Annotated in this window: 15 protein-coding genes and 1 tRNA gene; 6 read left to right on the top strand and 10 right to left on the bottom strand. The window is 70.5% G+C overall.

Going from position 1 to position 17,264, the window contains the following annotated elements:
• The first annotated feature begins 28 nt into the window (after positions 1 to 28).
• A complete protein-coding gene (locus tag FXF68_RS02345; protein ID WP_148757231.1) occupies positions 29 to 553 on the top strand; it encodes an RICIN domain-containing protein in 525 nt (174 codons plus the stop codon).
• A 127-nt stretch (positions 554 to 680) separates the two neighbouring features.
• Here the strand turns inward: FXF68_RS02345 and FXF68_RS02340 are convergent.
• The 5 genes from FXF68_RS02340 to FXF68_RS02320 form a co-directional block, all read right to left on the bottom strand.
• A tRNA-Lys gene (locus FXF68_RS02340) sits at positions 681 to 753 on the bottom strand.
• 74 nt (positions 754 to 827) lie between these two features.
• On the bottom strand, positions 828 to 1,397 hold the full coding sequence (locus FXF68_RS02335) for a response regulator transcription factor (RefSeq protein WP_148757230.1): 570 nt from the start codon (positions 1,395 to 1,397) through the stop codon (positions 828 to 830).
• Positions 1,398 to 1,589: 192 nt separating this feature from the next.
• A complete protein-coding gene (locus FXF68_RS02330) occupies positions 1,590 to 1,787 on the bottom strand; it encodes a hypothetical protein (protein ID WP_148757229.1) in 198 nt (65 codons plus the stop codon).
• A 64-nt stretch (positions 1,788 to 1,851) separates the two neighbouring features.
• Positions 1,852 to 2,637 carry a GTPase family protein gene (locus tag FXF68_RS02325; protein WP_148757228.1) on the bottom strand — a complete coding sequence of 262 codons (786 nt, stop codon included), beginning with the start codon at positions 2,635 to 2,637 and terminating at the stop codon, positions 1,852 to 1,854.
• Between the two features lie 285 nt (positions 2,638 to 2,922).
• On the bottom strand, positions 2,923 to 4,533 hold the full coding sequence (locus FXF68_RS02320) for an MFS transporter (protein WP_148757227.1): 1,611 nt from the start codon (positions 4,531 to 4,533) through the stop codon (positions 2,923 to 2,925).
• 213 nt (positions 4,534 to 4,746) lie between these two features.
• Between FXF68_RS02320 and FXF68_RS02315 the strand changes: the two genes are divergently transcribed.
• Entirely contained in the window at positions 4,747 to 5,694 is a 948-nt protein-coding gene (locus FXF68_RS02315; protein WP_148757226.1) for an RNA polymerase sigma-70 factor, read from the top strand.
• Between the two features lie 26 nt (positions 5,695 to 5,720).
• Here the strand turns inward: FXF68_RS02315 and FXF68_RS02310 are convergent, their stop codons facing one another.
• On the bottom strand, positions 5,721 to 6,308 hold the full coding sequence (locus FXF68_RS02310) for an SAM-dependent methyltransferase (protein WP_148758157.1): 588 nt from the start codon (positions 6,306 to 6,308) through the stop codon (positions 5,721 to 5,723).
• A gap of 284 nt (positions 6,309 to 6,592) precedes the next feature.
• Between FXF68_RS02310 and FXF68_RS02305 the strand changes: the two genes are divergently transcribed.
• Positions 6,593 to 7,273, top strand: a complete 681-nt coding sequence (locus tag FXF68_RS02305; RefSeq protein WP_187437672.1) for a hypothetical protein — start codon at positions 6,593 to 6,595, stop codon at positions 7,271 to 7,273.
• Positions 7,274 to 7,302: 29 nt separating this feature from the next.
• On the opposite strand, the gene FXF68_RS02300 is transcribed toward FXF68_RS02305, so the two are convergent.
• Both FXF68_RS02300 and FXF68_RS02295 read right to left on the bottom strand, forming a co-directional pair.
• A complete protein-coding gene (locus tag FXF68_RS02300; RefSeq protein WP_148757225.1) occupies positions 7,303 to 7,932 on the bottom strand; it encodes a response regulator in 630 nt (209 codons plus the stop codon).
• A complete protein-coding gene (locus FXF68_RS02295) occupies positions 7,929 to 9,086 on the bottom strand; it encodes a sensor histidine kinase (RefSeq protein ID WP_148757224.1) in 1,158 nt (385 codons plus the stop codon). Before FXF68_RS02295 ends, FXF68_RS02300 begins: the two co-directional genes overlap by 4 nt.
• Before the next feature lie 164 nt (positions 9,087 to 9,250).
• Here FXF68_RS02295 and FXF68_RS02290 point away from each other — a divergent pair, with 164 nt between their 5' ends.
• Complete coding sequence (locus tag FXF68_RS02290; protein ID WP_148757223.1) at positions 9,251 to 9,967, top strand: ABC transporter ATP-binding protein; 717 nt, start codon at positions 9,251 to 9,253, stop codon at positions 9,965 to 9,967.
• The gene (locus FXF68_RS02285) at positions 9,964 to 10,728 is read left to right on the top strand and encodes an ABC transporter permease (protein ID WP_148757222.1); all 765 of its coding nucleotides are present in this window, start codon (positions 9,964 to 9,966) and stop codon (positions 10,726 to 10,728) included. Before FXF68_RS02290 ends, FXF68_RS02285 begins: the two co-directional genes overlap by 4 nt.
• A gap of 25 nt (positions 10,729 to 10,753) precedes the next feature.
• Here FXF68_RS02285 and FXF68_RS02280 read toward each other — a convergent pair whose 3' ends face one another.
• Positions 10,754 to 14,581, bottom strand: coding sequence for an NACHT domain-containing protein (locus FXF68_RS02280; protein ID WP_246178417.1), 3,828 nt, complete (start codon positions 14,579 to 14,581; stop codon positions 10,754 to 10,756).
• A gap of 1,157 nt (positions 14,582 to 15,738) precedes the next feature.
• Here FXF68_RS02280 and FXF68_RS02275 point away from each other — a divergent pair.
• Positions 15,739 to 16,167 (top strand): hypothetical protein, encoded by a 429-nt coding sequence (locus tag FXF68_RS02275; RefSeq protein WP_187437670.1) that lies wholly within the window; start codon positions 15,739 to 15,741, stop codon positions 16,165 to 16,167.
• Positions 16,168 to 16,180: 13 nt separating this feature from the next.
• Here the strand turns inward: FXF68_RS02275 and FXF68_RS02270 are convergent, their stop codons facing one another.
• Positions 16,181 to 17,254 carry a hypothetical protein gene (locus FXF68_RS02270; protein ID WP_148757219.1) on the bottom strand — a complete coding sequence of 358 codons (1,074 nt, stop codon included), beginning with the start codon at positions 17,252 to 17,254 and terminating at the stop codon, positions 16,181 to 16,183.
• Positions 17,255 to 17,264: the final 10 nt, after the last annotated feature.

Here is a 17,264-nt window from a genome sequence, read left to right as displayed (position 1 = left end):
ACCCTCAACCCCCCAGGAGACGGACCCCGTGCCCGAGAACACCGGTGACATCCCGACCGGCAAGGTCTTGATCGTGCACAAGGTGATCAACGCCTACCTCATGCCGGACGGCATCAGCGATGCCGAGACGTCCGACAACGACGAACTCCAGACCTTCTTCGCCGACCCCTGGCCCAACAACGCCTCGGTCTACTGGAAGTTCGAGCCCGCCTCCGGCCGACCCGGGGCCTATCACATCCGGTCCCAGCCCAACGGGCGGTACCTCGGCATCCGGGGAAACGTGGCGAAGGCCGACGCGGTGGTGATCCTGCGGATGAACGAGACCGACGCGAGCCTGTGGGAGCCGACTCCCATCCCCGGCCTGCCCGACGCCACCGGCCACCCGCTGGCGCGCGCGCTGCGGCTGCGCGGCACGAACTTCGCGATGGCCACGGCCGGAAACCTCCCCAACCGGGACGCCGAGATCCACCTGGACCGCGCATGGGACGGGGAATTCAACCTCTACCACGCGTTCCTGCTCATTCCCGAGTCCACGGTCGCCACGACGCCCTGACAGAACCCGCGATCCGCGAGGGCCTGACTCACGGCAGGGGAGGGTCCAGGCCCTCGCGGGAGGACGACGGAGACGACGAAGGGCGCTCTCCATTAATGAAGAACGCCCTGTCAAGAAGAGTCACGGGTGCGCCGTCAGGGACTTGAACCCCGAACCCGCGGATTAAGAGTCCGCTGCTCTGCCAATTGAGCTAACGGCGCCTGTCGGTGGGCCTCCGGGGGCCCTTGCGACAGGAGGAACAGTATCAGGAGCTGCGGACCTAGTGCGAATCGGTTTAGTCCCGCGCGGGGAGGACGCTGACCATGCCGCGCCAGAGGGCGATGGCGGTGGCGCGGGAGCTGACGCCGAGCTTGGCGTAGATGCGGTTGACGTGGTTCTTGACCGTCTTCTCGCTGAGGAACAGCTGGCGGGCGATCTCGCCGTTGGAGCGGCCGGTGGCGATGAGGTCCATGACCTCCGACTCGCGGGCGGACAGGCCGAGCGAGGTCCGGGACGCGTCCCGGACGCCGCGCATCAGGTCGGGGACGGTGAAGTCGCCGGGCACGAGGTGCCCGCACGCGCCGGCGCGGAGGGCGTCCTGGACGGCGGGGCCGTCACTCCGGGCGAGGACGAAGACCCGCGAGGTGTGGCTGAGCGGGCCCGCGTGGTCGGCGGACGCGGTGTCCAGCAGGACGATGTCGGGCCGCAGCCGACCCGCGAGGGAGCGGACCGCGCCGGGATCGGGCGTCTCGGCGACGACCTGGAGCTCGTCGCTGGAGTCGAGCAGGGAGGTCACGTCAGCTCGGACATTGGGGTCGCCGTCCACCACGAGGACGCGAAGTGGGGCCGTCTCGTCGACACTCATCCGTTGCCCTTGGGGTGTCGTTGGCATTTATAGGGTCGGAGCATAACCGGCCGGTCTTCCCGAGTCGATGGACCGCGCCGATGGGACAACTCCCAGGCTGGACGGATGCGCCCGCCGCGGGCAGGGACGGGACGAGCCCTGGCCGTCTTGCGGTGGCCAGGGCTCGTCGTGGTTCCGGCGTGCGCGGAGCCGTTACCGGCGGTTGTGCCGGTCCAGCATCTCCAGGATCTCCTTCATGATCTTGGCGATGTTGACCACGACTCCGGTGATCTCCTTGATCGTCCTCGCCCATTTCTCCAGGGAGGACTCCGTGCGGGCGAGCTGCTGCTGCTCGCTCTGGCTGTACATGCTCATCTGCCGTTGAATCTTCGCCCGGTCGGCGGCGTCCATGAACTGCCCCCTGCTCGTCCACTCGGTGAAACTCGATCGTTGCGGTGAATCGTCGCGCGCTTCGTCAGTCGCGCTTCTTGCGGAACAGCCCGGAGAATCCGCTCTGGCCCGCGCTCCGGGAGGATTCGGACCGGTCTTCGCGAAAGCCCTCGGGGATCCAGTCGTCCACGGTGAAGGCTTTCAGGAGGGCGATCATCCAGGCTCGCTCGTCCGGGGACCTTTCCAGTAGCTCCGTGAAGAGGGGCTGTAGGTTGTACCGCTTCCCCGATGAGACCGGGATGAAGGTGACGTCTTTTCCGAGAGCGTCGGAGAACTTCGCGGCGCGGTCCTGGCAGATCTCCCGGATGTTCCGTTCCTGCGTCTCGGAAGGGAGATTCACCGTGGAGTCCCAGTCGAGCGGATCCACGAGATCGGCCTGGCTCAGCCCGAACACCGTACGGTCACCGAACTCGGCCAGCTCCTGGAGATACCGCTGCTCCAGCGCGACGGCGCGGTTCCGGGCCGCGCTGAGCCAGAGGACGACGTCGCATTTCGGCAGCTCCGACCGGTACATCGCGAGGTACTCGGGATCCTTGTCGACGCTCTCCCCGAGCCCCGGCGCGTCGACGATCCTGAGCTTCGCGCGATAATCCCGGACCGTGCCGTCCTGCGCGTTCAGGACGACGTCCTGCGCCTCGAACTCCTTCGTGCAGGCGACGGTGGCGCTCGTCGGCAGGTCCGTATTGCAAATGGTGTTCACCAGGGTCGACTTTCCCACCCCGGAGACGCCGACGACCCCGATCGTCAGCGGTCTGGCGGACAGCTCCTTGTGCAGTTCGGCGAGAACTCGTTCGTTTTCGTCGTCCGCCATCTTCCCCCCGAACGACTCTGGTGAGTCGATAATGACCCCGGCCCCGTTGGAGGCAAAAATTACCAACCCCCCGCGCACCCGCACAACCGACCCTATTGACCTTATGCGGCCACTGCTTTCCGGCGATCTTCGGATATGAGCGACCGCCGCCGCTCGAAATTGATCAAGTGGGTCCCCCTTGCGACTTCCGATTGTTCATCAATTTCGGTCGTACCGATAAGGGGACCCCTGCCCCAAGACGCGGGTCCTGGGGCAGGGGCTCGACTCCGCAGTTCGCGTCGACCGCTATCCCGCGCTGACCGGCGCGTCGAGGACCCCGGCCTCGCGGTCGGCGCCCGTCCGGTCGGCCGCCGCGTCGGCCTGCCGTCCCGGTGCCTTGGCGTTGACGAGGACGCCCGCGATCACCGCCGCCAGCAGCATGATGCCCGCGGAAGTCCACGTCGCCACCGAGTAGCCGTGCACCGTCGCCTCCGCCAGCGCCGCCTCCACCTGCGGCGTCCGCTCGACGGGGACGATCCTGTGGCTTGTCAGCCAGTCCGTGGTTGCCCCGGCGGCGATCGCGTTGAGCAGCGCGGTGCCGACCGACCCGCCCACCTGCTGCATGGTGTTGAGGGTGGCGGAGGCCGCGCCCTGCTCGTGCGGGGCGACCCGCCCGGTGGCCGTGGCGATGGCCGCCATGAAGGTGGTGCCCATGCCGAGGCCCGTCAGGCAGATGCCGGGCAGGACGCGGCCGAGGTAGGTGCTGTCGGCGTCCATCGAGGCCAGGAAGGCGAGCCCGCCGACGCCCAGCGCCAGGCCCGGCACGATCAGCGCCCGCGCCGGCGCCCGCCGCAGGAGCCGCGCCGAGATCTGGGTGGACCCGATGATCATGCAGGCGGTCATCGGCAGGTAGGCCACGCCGGTCTTCAGCGGCGACCAGCCCTTGATGCCCTGCAGGTAATAGGTCAGGAACAGGAAGACGCCGAACATGGCGATGGTCACCAGACCCATCGTCAGGTAGGCGCCCGCCCGCTGGCGGTCCTTGACGATGTGCAGGGGGAGCAGCGGCGTCCGGGCGCGGGTCTGCCACAGGGAGAAGATCCCGAGGATCGCGACGCCGCCGACGAGCAGGGCCAGGACCCTGGGGTCGTCCCAGTCGCGCGACTCGGCCTCGCTGAAGCCGTACACGACGGACAGCACACCGGCGGAGCCCAGCACGGCGCCGAGGACGTCCAGCCGGGACCCGGACTCGCGGCCCGGCTCCTTGAGCATCACGACCGCGCCCAGCACCGCGAGGGCGGCCACCGGGACGTTGACGTACAGGCACCAGCGCCAGTCCAGGTACTCGGTCAGGGAGCCGCCGACCAGCATGCCGACGGCGCTCCCGGCGCCGGCGACGGCGCCGAACACGCCGAACGCCTTGCCGCGGTCGCGCGGGTCGGTGAACGTCGTGGTCATCAGGGACAGCGCGGCGGGGGCCAGCAGCGCGGCGAAGACGCCCTGCAGCGCGCGGGCCGCGAAGAGCATGCCGGGGCCGGTGGCGGCGCCTCCCAGCGCGGACGCCGCGGCGAACCCGGTCAGACCGACGATGAAGGCGCGCCTCCGGCCGAACAGGTCGCCGGCGCGGCCGCCGACCAGCAGCAGGCCGCCGAAGGCGAGGGTGTAGGCGGTGATCGCCCACTGCCGGTTGCCGTCGGTCATGCCGAGGTCCCGCTGGGCGGACGGCAGGGCGATGTTGACGACGGTCATGTCCAGCATCACGACCAACTGGGCGAGCGCGATGACCGCCAGGGCCCACCAGCGGCGGGGATCGGGCCGCGGCGAGCCGTCCCCTCCTCCTCCTCCTCCTTCGGGGACGGGGCCATCGGGGCTGACCTGACTGCCGGGGACGTTCTCGGGCGAGGCTGCATCGGCCATGTTCGTCTTACCTTCTCCGTTGTACGGCGGCGCGCCGAACTCGCGGTTCGGGTGTTGCGCGCAGGGTCCTGACGAACACGAGACGGCGGTGCCCCGGCCCCCGTAACGGTCGAGGACGTGTGACGTAGGCCACCGGTCGCGCGTGTTACGAAATGGCGGGGAACGGCGTCCAGTGTGTGGAAAGGGCTGAGAACCAGCAGGTGGGAGCCGGGTATGAGCCAGCGCAGCGAACGGACCCCGGGCACGGCCGAGCCGCCCGACCGGGCGGGCTCAGCGAACGCGGCGGACGCGGCGACCGAGGTGTTCGTCGCCCACCGGAACCTGCTCTTCACCGTCGCCTACGAGATGCTCGGTTCGGCCGCCGACGCCGAGGACGTCCTCCAGGAGACCTGGTTGCGCTGGGTGGACGTCGACCTGGCCGCCGTCCGGGAGCAGCGGGCCTACCTGGTGCGGATCGTCACCCGGCAGGCTCTGGACCGTCTGCGCGCGCTCGGGCGGCGGAAGGAGTCCTACGTCGGTCCGTGGTTGCCCGAGCCGTTGCTGACGGCGCCGGACGTGGCCGAGGACGTCGAACTCGCCGACAGCGTCTCCATGGCGATGCTGCTGGTGCTGGAGACGCTGGCGCCGACCGAGCGGGCGGTGTTCGTGTTGCGCGAGGTGTTCGATCTGGCCTATGAGGAGATCGCCGAGGCCGTCGGCAAGAGCCCGGCCGCGGTCCGCCAGCTCGCCTACCGGGCGCGGGGACACGTCGCCGAGCGCCGACCCCGCGGCGTCGCCTCCCCGGCCGAGACGAGAGCCGCGCTCCAGGCATTCCAGCGAGCGGTCGAGACGGGCGAGCTGCAAAGCCTGCTCGACATCCTCGCGCCGGATGTCGTCGCCCTGAGCGACGGCGGCGGCGTCAGGCATGCCCTGCCGCGTCCCATCGTGGGCGCCGACAAAGTGGCTCGCCTATTGGCCGCCGGTTGGTGGAAGGACGACGTCGAAAGGTCGGTCGAACTGGTGCAGGTCAATGGCGGCCCGGGGCTGCTCGTCCGCGCCGATGGGGAGATCGACGGCGTGGTGGCGGTACGGGTCGAGAACAGCTATGTCACCGGCGCCTACCACGTCCGCAATCCCGAGAAACTGTCGCGCGTGGGGCAGGAGACCACCCTGAGCCGCTGAATCCGAACGTCCGAGAGCAGGCGAGGCTACAGCATCAGAACGCCACTGTATTCGTAGAGGTTGGAGCCTTGGGCGCGGCCCTCGAATGGCTTGAGGGCGGGGTCGACGGAGGGGAGTTGCGGTTGGGCGGGGTCGGGCCGCCATTCCTTGAGATTCACCAGTCCGGGGTCGAGAGGGGTGAGGCCGTCCAGCAGGGCCGTGAACTCCTCGGGAGTTCGGGACTGCCAGGGAATACCGGCGGCGTCGATGGCGGAGCCGAATGCCAGGCCCCGGACCGGGTCGTCGCAGACGACCTGGGACGCGGCGATGTGGCTGCCGGTCGCGGCATGGTCGATGACGGCGTGCAAGGTGTCGCGCGCTCCCGCCAGACCGCCGCCAGGATCGTCCTTGAGGTGGTGCCCGACCGAGAGGTACAGCACCGCCACCGGCTGACTGCTCACGGCCCGATACAGAAACTGCCGGTTCTGGCGAGAGATGTCCAAGCACTCGGGGAAGTTCGGCAGCAGATTGAGCAGGAACTCCCGGTCGGCGGAGAAGTTGTCCTTTAATCCCAACATCCACCCGTAGGCGCGCGCCGAGTGGGGGAGCGTTGTGTCAACCTTATTCGACGTCATGCGACCATACCGATCCGTCCAGGTGATCTTGTGAGCCGCATGCGGCTCCCGACGGGCGATGTCCGCCACTACGCAGCACAGACCTTAGGGGCCAGCAGAATGCGACGGCTACGCAAACCTACGTGTCGTCACCCTGCGCACGACTCCTGGACGCCTTCGGCTCCGTCCCCGAGGACCGCGTAAGTGGCGCGCACGGACCGACCAGGGCATCACCCTGTGACGTCCGCGCCCGGAGGCTGGATGATCTACGCGGCAGACGTCGGCGGCCGCACCCGAGGAGACCTGTGACCAGAAACGACTTGTGGGATCCGTTCGGCACCCTTCGCCGGGTCCGGTGGATCAGCGGCGGGCAATGGGCGGGCAAGTCCACCGTCGCCCGGCTGCTGGCCCACCGTTACGGGCTGACCGCCTACCACTACGACCACCACGACGCCCGCGGCCACAACGACCGCCGGATCGCCCGCCGCGTCAAACTCGGCCAGTCACCCGCCGACCCGGACCCTGACCAGACATGGGTGAACACCACCCCGCAGGAAATGGCTGCCGAAACCCTAGAAGGTTTCCCGGTCCGGTTCGAATGGGCCTTGGACGACCTGCGCTGCCTGGTCTCCGGACGTCCCGTCATCGCCGAAGGCTGGGGCCTCCGCCCCGAACTGGTCGCCCCGATCATCGACTCGCCCCGGCGGATGGTCGTCATGGTGCCCACCCAGGCGTTCCGCGAGCGCCAGCTCCGCGAACTCCCACGGACCGCGACCGTCAGCCATGGCGTCAGCGACCCCGAACGGGCGCAGAGCAACCGCTTGGAGCGGGACCGCCTCGTCGCCGAGGACGCCGTCCGTTCCGCGCGACGCCTCGGCATCCGGGTGATCGAGGTCGACGGAACCCAGGACGCCGCCGCCGTCGCCGCCATCGTCGCCGACCACTTCGGCCCCTACCTGCCGCCGCCAGAAGACCACAACGCCTGACCGGCACGGCCATCCCGTCGGGGGAGCGCTCAGGAGATCAGACCCGCGCGGTGGGTGAGGATCACCAGTTGGATGCGGTCGCGGGCCTTGAGTTTGCTGAGCAGGGCGGCGACGTGGGCGCGGACCGTGCCCGGGGCGATGCCGAGTTCGGTGGCGATCTCGGCGTTCGACAGGCCGTCCGCCACCAGGAGGAGGACGTCGCGTTCCCGCGCGGTGAGGTGGGGGAGGGAGCCCGGATCGGGCGGCGACGGCCGGGCGGCGAACGCGCTGATGAGGCGTCGGGTGATGGACGGGGACAGCAGCGCGTCGCCGCGGTCGATGATCCTGATCGCGTCGAGCAGCTCGCGGGGCGGGGCGTCCTTGAGCAGGAAGCCGCTGGCTCCCCCGCGAAGGGCCGCGTAGACGTACTGGTCCAGGTCGAAGGTGGTGAGGATCAGGACGCGGGAGCCGGTGATCCGCCGGGTGGCCTCCAGGCCGTCCATACCGGGCATCCGGATGTCCATGAGCACGACGTCGGGACGCAGCTCACCCGCCAGTGCGACGGCCCGCGCCCCGTCGGCCGCCTCGCCGACGACCTGGAGATCGGGCGCGGTGCCGATGATCCCGGCCAGGCCCGCCCGCACGAGCGCCTGGTCGTCGGCCACGAGGACCCTGATCATGCGGTGAGCGGGAGGACGGCCCTGACCCGGAAGCCGCCCTCGGGGAGCGGGGCCGCGTCGAGCGTGCCGCCGTGGACGAGCGCGCGTTCGCGCATGCCGAGCAGGCCGTGTCCGGGACGGTACCCGCGCCCCGCCCCGCCGCCGCGGTCGGTGACCTGGACGGTGAGGGCGTCGGGCGTGCGCCGGATCAGGAGGTGGGCGTGATCGATCCCGGCGTGCCTGACGACGTTGGTGAGGGCCTCCTGCGCGATCCGGTAGGCCGACAGGTCGAGGGCCGGAGGCAGGCCGGCGAGCGGGCCGTCCAGTTCGAGCGCCGTTCGGACGCCGGCCTCGGCCGTCCGGTCGACCAGTCGTTGGAGCTCGCCCAGGCCAGGCGCGGGTTCGAGACCGACATCGGTACCCGTGTCGGTGGGACGCAGGACGTGCAGGAGCGCGCGCAGCTCCGTGAGCGTCTGCCGTCCCGTCGTCTCGATCGTGGTCAGCGCCGCTTGGGCCTTGTCGGGCTGGTCGAGGGCGATCAGCGCGCCGTACCCGGCCTGGACGGTGATGACGCTCATGCCGTGCGCGAGCAGGTCGTGCATCTCCCGGGCGATCCGGAGCCGTTCGTCGGTCGCCGCCCGCTCCGCGCGGTTCCGAGCCTGGCGGCGCTGGATGCCCAGCGCGTGCCCGGCCGTCCAGATCACCAGGTAGAGCAGGGTGAACACGACCGCGCCGCCCCGGTGCCGGAAGTCGGGCAGCGCCGTCGTCCAGGCGCAGGCCACCGCGAGGGCGAGGGCGGCGTAGGCGTAGCGGCCCGCCGCCAGGGGCCACAGGACGTAGCCGAGCGCCGTCAACCCGGCCACCGTCGAGGGCGGGTCGGCCGCGCCGACCAGGCAGAGCCCGGTCAGCAGCAGCCCGAGCGCGAGCAGCGGACGGCGGCGTCCGAGCGCGATGGGCAGCGAGAACAGCACGACCCCGGCGGCGAGCGCGAGCGCCCTGATCACGCCCTGGTCGGCGTGGTTGCCCATCATCAGCGTCGCGGGCGCCGCGAACGCGACCGCCGCCACCCGGTCTCGTACGGGCGGTGCGAGGACGGCCCTGACGGCGGCCTTCACCCGATCCGCCGAGCGCACGACCGGGGTCGCTTCGTGCGCGGCCTCCGGGCGATCGTTCATCGCCCCAGCGTAAGCGGGCTCTCGCCGCGTCCACATCCCTCCGGAGGTCTATGCCCGCAGGCACAGGACCGGGCCCGTGGGCAGGGTCCGGAGACCGCTCCGAGGGCCGACGCGCGAGCCGCACCCCGGCCGACACGGTGGAGGCACCTACGAAGGAGGTACGGGTGCTCGAACTGCGCGAGGTCACCAAGACCTACGGGCGGACCACCGCCGTCGACCGGCTGTCCGTCACGATCCACCCCGGCCGGGTCACGGGCTTCCTCGGCCCGAACGGCGCGGGCAAAACCACCACGATGCGGCTTCTGCTCGGCCTCGAACGTCCGGACTCCGGGGCCGCGCTGGTCAACGGCCGTCCCTACCCCACGCTCGCCCGTCCCCTCCAGGAGGTCGGGGCCCTGCTGGACGCGGGCGCCGTCCATCCGGGACGGACCGCGCGGGCCCACCTGGGCTGGCTGGCGGCCGCGGCCGGGCTGGAGCGGTCGCGGATCGCCGAGGTCCTGGAGCTCACCGGGCTGGCCGGGGTCGCGGGCCGCCGCGTCGGCGGCTTCTCGCTGGGCATGCGGCAGCGGCTCGGCCTGGCCTCGGCGCTGCTGGCCGACCCGCCGATCCTGATCCTGGACGAACCGGTCAACGGCCTGGACCCCGAGGGCGTCCGCTGGACCCGCGACCTGCTGCGGGACCTGGCCGCGCGAGGCCGGACGGTCCTGGTCTCCAGCCACCTGATCAGCGAGATGGCCCTGACCGCCGACCACGTGGTGGTGATCGGCCGCGGCCGGCTGCTGGCCGACGCGCCACCGGACGCGCTGGGCGAGGGGTCGCTCGAAGACGCCTACCTGCGGCTGACCGACCAGGCCGTCGAGTACCGGGCGGGTGACCGGTGAAGGCCGCGCTCCGGGCCGAATGGGCCAAGTTCCGGACGGTCCGCTCGACCGTCCTCGTCCCCGGCGTCGCGATCCTGCTGGGCCTCGGCATCGGGCTCCTGGACGTCTCCTCCATCGACTGGACGGCCACCGATCCGGCCTCGCTCGACCCGGTGAGCGAGTCGTTCGCCGGGTTCCAGTTCGCCGAGCTGGCGTTCGCGGCGCTCGGCGTGCTGGCGATCAGCTCCGAGTACGGGACGGGGCTGATCGACACCACCTTCCTGGCCGTGCCGCGACGACGCACCGTGTACGCCGCCAAGATCGCCGTCCTCGCGGCCTTCACGCTGGCGATCTGCACGGTCACCGCGTTCACCGCGTTCCTGCTCGGCCAGGCCGTCCTGTCCGGGCACCACGCCTCGGTCTCGCTGGACGATCCCGGCGTGCTGCGGGCCGTCGTGTGCGCCGCCGTCTACATGACCGTGGTGACGCTGGTCGGGTTCGCGGTCGGCGCGCTGATCCGGCACACCGCCGGGGCGATGGCCGTCATGTTCGGACTCGTCTTCCTGGCCTGGCCGGTCGCACGGGCGGTCGAGGGAATCTCGACCCTCCCGAGCAAACTGCTCCTGGTCAACGCGGCCGAGGCCCTCACCACGATCCGCCCGATCACCGGCCCGCCCGCCGCCCGCACCCCGTCCACCGCCCTGGCCGCGGCAACCCTGCTCGGCTACACCGTCCTCTTCCTGACGACCGCCTACTGGAGATTCAGAAACGGCCGCAGGTAAGGACACGTGTTTCGTGGATTTCGGTTCAGCCCCCTGGCGATGTCACGAGTGGCGGAAGAGGCACGGGCCACGTGGCCTCGCGGCGGAGTCTGAGCACCGCGTGCCACGCCAGTTGCGGATGGTTCGCGAGCAGCCCCCTGATCTCGGCGAGCCGGTCGAGCGGATGCCGCTCGCCGGGCCGTCCGGCCAGGTCGCGCAGCCAGTCCGCGGACTCCCGCGGATGCTCGACGAACAACCGCACGAGGATCGCGGTGATCGCGAGATAGGCCCTGGCCTGCACGGCGAGGGTCCGCGCGTGGAGGCTGAGGCGGTGCTCCGGCATGTCGGCGATGATCGCCTCGAGTTCCACCGAGGTGATGGGGACGTCGGCGCACGCGGCCAGCCATTCCAGCAGGACGGCCGTCCCCTCCTCCTCGGCGGCGGCCGCCCCGCGCAGCTGGGCCTCCATGACCTCGGCCACGTCCCGGGCGATCATCTTGTGGGCGAGGTGCGTGAGCTCGCGGCGGGCTTCGCCGGACGTCCCGTCCGGACGCGGCCGCCGGTCGCCCTCGGCCGACGCGGCGGCGAGCCCGCGCACCGACCGGATGAGGTCGCGGGCCAGGCCCGCGGTCATCACGTGGCAGAGCCACACGTACGGCGCCGGGAGGGGCACGCCGCGCCGGCCCAGCAGGGCGAGGGCTTCGTTCCCGCGCAGCGGCGGGATCTCCACGACCGTGTCGAAGGCGCTGTCGAAGGTGTCGCGGACCGAGAGGGTGCGCCGTCCGAACGCGGCGAGGGCGTCCTCGGAGACGGTCACGAGGAAGTAGCAGCCGGGCACCCCGAAGATCACCTTGAGGTCGTTGAGGAACTGCTCCGCCTCGCCCGCCGTCGCGATCTTGTCCAGCTCGTCCACCCCGATGACGACCTTGTTGCGGTCCGCGCGCCGCTCGGTCCCGACCAGCGTGAGCAGCTCCTTGAGATCGGACACCATGCCGGGCAGGCTCTGACCCTGCTCGGTCTGCTGGACGGCGAGCTGCCCGCCGACCTTGGCGCCGCCCGGAAGCCCCACCTCCCCGAGCGAGGTCCGGGTCACCGCCTGCTGGTACCTCAGCCGCCGCAGGTGGGCGTACGCGGAGACCTGCGCGCGTGTCATGCTCCGCAACTGCGGCCTGCGGTTCAGCAGCAGCGCGACCGCGAGTCCCGCCACGATCAGCACACCGCCGGTGACGAGCAGGTAGACCCGCGCCTCGTCCGGCAGGTGACGCACCAGATCGCGGATCCTGCCCCGGTAGAGCGTCCCGACGATCAGGGCGAGCCCGGCGGCGATGGAGGCCCACGGGAGCACCTTCATCGTCAGCATCCTGATGCGCCGGGCCGGTGGCGGCTTGGGCGCCTGGTCCCCCACGATCCGCTCGCAGACGCGGACGAACAGGTGCGTCAGGAACTCGCGCGAATCGTAGGCGGTCGGGGCGTGGACGAGCAGCCGTAGGTCGTCGTCCGGGTGCCGCTCCGGGTCGCAGAGCTGCCGCAGGACGGTGCTCTTGCCCGCGCCGCGAGCGCCGCTGATCCCGATGCTGGCGCTGCTCAGCTCCTCGATGAGGAGGGCGACATGGCGGCTGGCGGCGGTCTCGACGAAATGGTCGTCGCGATCGTCCGTCCCGCTGAGCGGTTCGAGCTCCAGCCCGTGAAGCTCGGTCGTGTACGTGGGCGGATCCTCGCCCAGACGCGCGGTCAGCAGGGGCAGGAGACCGTCCCGGGCCATGGCCCTGATCCAGTCGCGATAGGTGCGGTCCAGGACGAGCCGCAGGTGCGGAAGCTCGTCCAGCTGGAGCCACTGGGCCGGATCGCGCGACCGCAGCGCCCGGCGCTGTGCCGCGTGCCTGCGGAACGACACCCACAGGAACACCGACAGAAGCAGAGCCACCGACGTGGCGAAGATCGCGTCGGGCGTCCACGGCCATAGGCTCCGGGCGGCGAACAGCCCGACGAGCGCGGCGCCCGCCGATCCGGCGGCGAGGAGGTAGGCGGTGCCGAACCGGCTCAGGAACGGCAGGTCCGCCGCCTTCTCGAACGCCTGCAGGGCCTCGTCGAACCGCTGCCCCCGGTCGCGGGCGGGGGACTCCACGGCGAGCGGGTCGTGATCGAGCAGCTCGGCGGCCAGCGTCCGCAGCCGCGCGCGGGACTCCACGGGGGTGCGCTGGTCGACCCGCCGCAACACCTCCGGCAGGACGAGAACCTCACGCAACACGGCCTCGCGCGCGAACACGTCGAGCCGCTCAGGCCGGGACACGGGGGCGTCGCCGTCCGGCGCAAAGGAAACGGGTGGGGGCCGGGGCGTCCGCCGGTCCGAAGGCTCCGACTCGCGCACGGACCATTCGAAGACCGCGGGGCCGTCCGGCCGTGTCGCACCGTCCCCGGTCTGGGGTCGTCCGGGTCCGGGAGGCGTCCATACGCGACGATCGGGCTCGTCCGCGGCGAGCAGGTCCTGGATCTCCCGGAACCGGAACTGGTAGGCGCCGCCCGCGGCGCGCATCACGCCCTGCCGTCGCGCTTTCTCCAGGAACCACAGCGGCCGGAACGGCAGCGCGCCCCGGACGGCGAGGACCGCGACCGTCATCGCGTAGAACCAGACGGCCGAGACCGACATGACGCCCCAGGCGGTCCACACGCCCAGGAAGAGGCCGGTTCGGGGCCCGGCCTCCGGCCCCAGGAAGCCGGACGTGAGCCCCGCGGCGACACCGGCGACGACCGCGATACCGCCTCGCACGAGGACCCTGCGGCGCAGCCACGCACGCGGCTCGGCGTTCCGCCGCGGCACCGGGTTTCTGATCTTGGCGAACTCGTCCCAGAGACCGGCCATGGCGATCAGGGCCAGCCACCTCGCCCCCGCCACGTCCGAGACGACGTCGCTAGGTCCGCCCGCCCCGAAGAACGCCGCCATCAGGACCGATCCCACGACGGCATCGAGAATCCCGACCGACAGGACTCGGGCCCAGCGAGGTAGTAGCCGGGACAGGCGCCACCACCTGAATCCGGCGTTTTCCCGTTCGGTCAGACGGGCCACCCTGCTCAACCAGAGCCGCTCCCTCCCTCCGCCCGGATACAGCCGCTCGATCCAGTCGGCGTACAAACGCTCGATGATCTGCGGCACGGTCAGGGAGCCGAGATCGGGCAGCGGAAGCCGCGCGTCCAGGTACGCCGCGCGGACGAGACCGATGGCCGCCGGTCGGCTCAGCGCCCGTCCGAGCGCTGGGTCCGGTTCGTGGACAAGCTGTTCGCGCCACCGATCCCAACCGGGGTAGTCCGCTTGCGGGAGGATGCGCTCCAGGTAGCGGACGACCTGCGCGGGAGCGACCGGTTCCAGCCGCAGGACGGTGGCACGCTGAAGGTTCTCGCCCTGCCTGCTGCGGACGGCCAGTTCGAGGGCCGCGTACCGAGCGACAACGACCAGGGGGTCGTCCCCGTGCAGTACCGCGTTCATCCGTCGCAGCGCCTGCCCGGCCTTCTGGACGGGCAGTTCGTCGAAGCCGTCCAGGATCGGGATGACCTGCCGTCGCCCGACGAGCTCGCGGGCGGCCGCGGAGGAAAGCGCGTAGGTCTCGGCTATCTGGTCGGCCAGCCAGTCTTCGAAGGGCCGTCGAGCGGGATCCCAGGTCGCCATGGGAACCAAGACCGGGACCGGCTCACCGGGCGCCCGATGAGCCGAGAGGTCCCGCACCAGAAGGAACGCGGCCGTCGTCTTCCCGGCCCCCGGCGGCCCGGTGAGCAAGAGCCGCCGCGGCCTCAAACGGCGGAAGATCTCGCCGATATGCGCTAACTGCCCGATGATTGCAGCCCGGCTTTCCTGTTCGGCTGCTTCATTTGCTCCGAGCATTGTCAGCGAAATCGCCAACGCCTCACTGCCGCCCACCCCTGACCTGGCCAGCTCCGCCCTCCACTGCGCCTGGACGGCTTGCCCCAGCGCCTCCAGCGCCGCAGCCGGATCCCCCGGCTCCCGCTGCAGATCTCGGGTCCACACCAGGGCTACGACGAGCGATGCCACCACGGCCACCACACCCACGATGCTGGACACCTTGTCCGCGTTCTCGCGTGAGAAAGTGTCCGTCATCAGGTATACGACGGCACCTCCCCCAGCGAGGAGAGTCCCTCCCACTTCCAGGGCGAGCCGCAACGACCGGTTCATCCCGTCATGCTCGCAGGAATTCCTCCCCGAACACGACCAAACACCACTACCGGCCAATCAGCCTCGACCCGGACCCGCCCCGCACAAAGGGAGATCAAAAGCACGTGGAATTACGCCCCCGAATCCGAGGCGGCATTCCCACGAGGCCGGAACAGGCGCATGAGGGGCCCCTCTCGAGGCATGTCCTGGCCTGACCCCCTCATAGAGGCGATGAGGACCGAGGCCCGCAAGCGCGGCCGGGACACCGCCCCAGGTTGCGAACCTTCGTAGGGGCGATGAGGACCCGGGAGTTCCTTAGCATCGTCCCATGCTGCAACGAGTTGCGAACCCTCGTAGGGGCGATGAGGACTGCCGCCCTGAACCTCATGCGGCGCCGACCGCGCGTTGCGAACCCTCGTAGGGGCGATGAGGACGCGATGGGACGAGCCATCAACATGGTGGCCTCGCGTTGCGAACCCTCGTAGGGGCGATGAGGACCCCATGGTAAAGCTGCAGGTGCGGTGGAGGAAGCTGAGTTCGTTGGAAGCGGATTGTGCAGCGATCCGTCGGTTGTGCTGTTGACTCCGGCATGTCGCTGAAACTGCTTGATCAACTCTGTTTCGATTCTGCTCCTGGGACGGCGGGTGCTGGCTTTCGTCCATCTGTTGGGGGTGTGGGAATGCACGGCGAGAGACGAACGCCATGTCTGGTCGAGTTGATGGTCGTCGATCGAGTGTTGCTGGACGGGCGAGCCCAGGTTGCTGGCGGAAGCGTGGCAGGGGCGGACGAAGGCACGGCCTCGGTGCTCGGCCGTGAGGGCGGGTCGGGCTGATGGTGTTGGCGGTGTTCCTGCGTGAGCACCCACTCCTATGAGCCGTTCCGAGTGTTATGCGCAGCGCGTTCGCGCCCGACCTTACGGCCCGCGCGAGGTGACGGTGGACGGTGTTGTCGCCTGGTTCCATGGGCCGTTCGCCGTACTGACGTTGGCCGAAGGGGAGACGAGCCGGACCGTCCGGGCGGACTTGGACACGCCCTCGCTTGGTGCCGACCTTCTTCATTTGTTCACCGCTGCTGAGAAGGGGGAGATCGCATGCCTCCCGCAGCCCGAGCGGACGGTCGGAGAACAGGTGATCGGCGACGACGTCCCCGTCGTTGTTCGGCGCCTCGCGGTGCGCCCGGGAGGCGAGGGCGTGTCGCTCATTTTGGGCACGGCCGACCTGGTGGTGGACGTGATGCTCAGCATGCGTGACGCCGGGCGGCTTGCCGCCGAGATTCGACGGTGGGTGGGCGCAGAGTGACCATCGCGCGGGCTCACAGAGCGCCTGCACCGACAGGCTCCGCTTCCACCGCTTGGTCCGTCCACTCGAGGCCCGCCGCGGCGACCAGGATCGCCAGACGGCGAACCATGCGAGCGGCCTGCGTAGGGGTCACGCCGAGTTCCCGGACGGCCATGGCGACCGGGGCCGCGCGCCGCCCGGTGCCTAGAGCGCAAATGGCCGCGATGAGATGTCGGTATGACCTGCGGCGCGCCGCACGACGCATGGGTTCGTCCGCGCGGGCCGTGAGCAGGCGGGTCAACGTCGCGCGAGCCCGTGCCTGTTCGACGACCGTCGTGATGCTGTCCTGCGGGTCCACCGGCGGCTTGGCAGCGTGGCCGGTCACCGGCTCACCGATATTGGCGGCGAAGAATCCGGGATTGGCCGCACGCAGCGCCACCAGCGCCGTTCCCAAACGTCGGGACGCTTCCGTCCGTGTCAAACGGTGACGCTCTCGCAGATCGTCCGGCACGTGGAATGGATCGGGGACCCTACGACGCACCCGGAACACCAGCACAATGAGCAGTTCAAGGGCCGCCGGGTCGCCTCGTAGCGGAGCCGCCCAAGCGGCTTGGCGCAGATCTCGATCTGGACGCGCCGACGCACCCCGGCGAACGGCGTCCGCGCGCCTTGTCCGCTCTTCCAGGTGCAGCAGCGGGTAATGGACGAGTTGGGCCCAGGCCGCCCGCAACCACGGCTCGTCACCGCCTTCCGCACGGCGCAGTTTCATCGCCCAGGTGGCGGCGTCCTCGTTCCGTGCGTCTGCCGAGGTCAGGTGCTCGCACACCAGAACCATTTCGCGGACGGGCTGCCCCGCACGGGTCTTCGGCATCTCCCCACCCAGCGCGCGTCGCAGCTTGGCGGAGCTCTCCATGAGGAGATCGTCGACCGTCTCCTCGCACTCGGCGCACCAGCCGTCACCGGTCGGCGCGAGGCAGGCGCGTCCGGCGTGCCTGGCCCGACGTAGCGGCACGCGCGCGGCGGCGCGCATTGCCGGAGAGACGAAGGTGTGGAACGCCGCGTAAGCGATCGCGTCGTCACGGTCGGCCAGATGAGAGATGGGCCGCACAGAACCCCCT

Origin of the sequence: Actinomadura decatromicini, from assembly GCF_008121305.1 — a bacterium.
GTDB classification, from domain to species: domain Bacteria; phylum Actinomycetota; class Actinomycetes; order Streptosporangiales; family Streptosporangiaceae; genus Spirillospora; species Spirillospora syzygii.
This window is presented reverse-complemented; position numbering and strand designations above follow the sequence as displayed.

Coding starts and splice junctions, on each gene's coding strand:
- FXF68_RS02325 (WP_148757228.1), bottom strand. CDS start 2,637: ATGGCGGACGACGAAAACGAACGAGTTCTCGCCGAACTGCACAAGGAG.
- FXF68_RS02335 (WP_148757230.1), bottom strand. CDS start 1,397: ATGAGTGTCGACGAGACGGCCCCACTTCGCGTCCTCGTGGTGGACGGC.
- FXF68_RS02315 (WP_148757226.1), top strand. CDS start 4,747: ATGAGCCAGCGCAGCGAACGGACCCCGGGCACGGCCGAGCCGCCCGAC.
- FXF68_RS02280 (WP_246178417.1), bottom strand. CDS start 14,581: ATGCTCGGAGCAAATGAAGCAGCCGAACAGGAAAGCCGGGCTGCAATC.
- FXF68_RS02275 (WP_187437670.1), top strand. CDS start 15,739: ATGAGCCGTTCCGAGTGTTATGCGCAGCGCGTTCGCGCCCGACCTTAC.
- FXF68_RS02300 (WP_148757225.1), bottom strand. CDS start 7,932: ATGATCAGGGTCCTCGTGGCCGACGACCAGGCGCTCGTGCGGGCGGGC.
- FXF68_RS02330 (WP_148757229.1), bottom strand. CDS start 1,787: ATGGACGCCGCCGACCGGGCGAAGATTCAACGGCAGATGAGCATGTAC.
- FXF68_RS02295 (WP_148757224.1), bottom strand. CDS start 9,086: ATGAACGATCGCCCGGAGGCCGCGCACGAAGCGACCCCGGTCGTGCGC.
- FXF68_RS02320 (WP_148757227.1), bottom strand. CDS start 4,533: ATGGCCGATGCAGCCTCGCCCGAGAACGTCCCCGGCAGTCAGGTCAGC.
- FXF68_RS02310 (WP_148758157.1), bottom strand. CDS start 6,308: ATGACGTCGAATAAGGTTGACACAACGCTCCCCCACTCGGCGCGCGCC.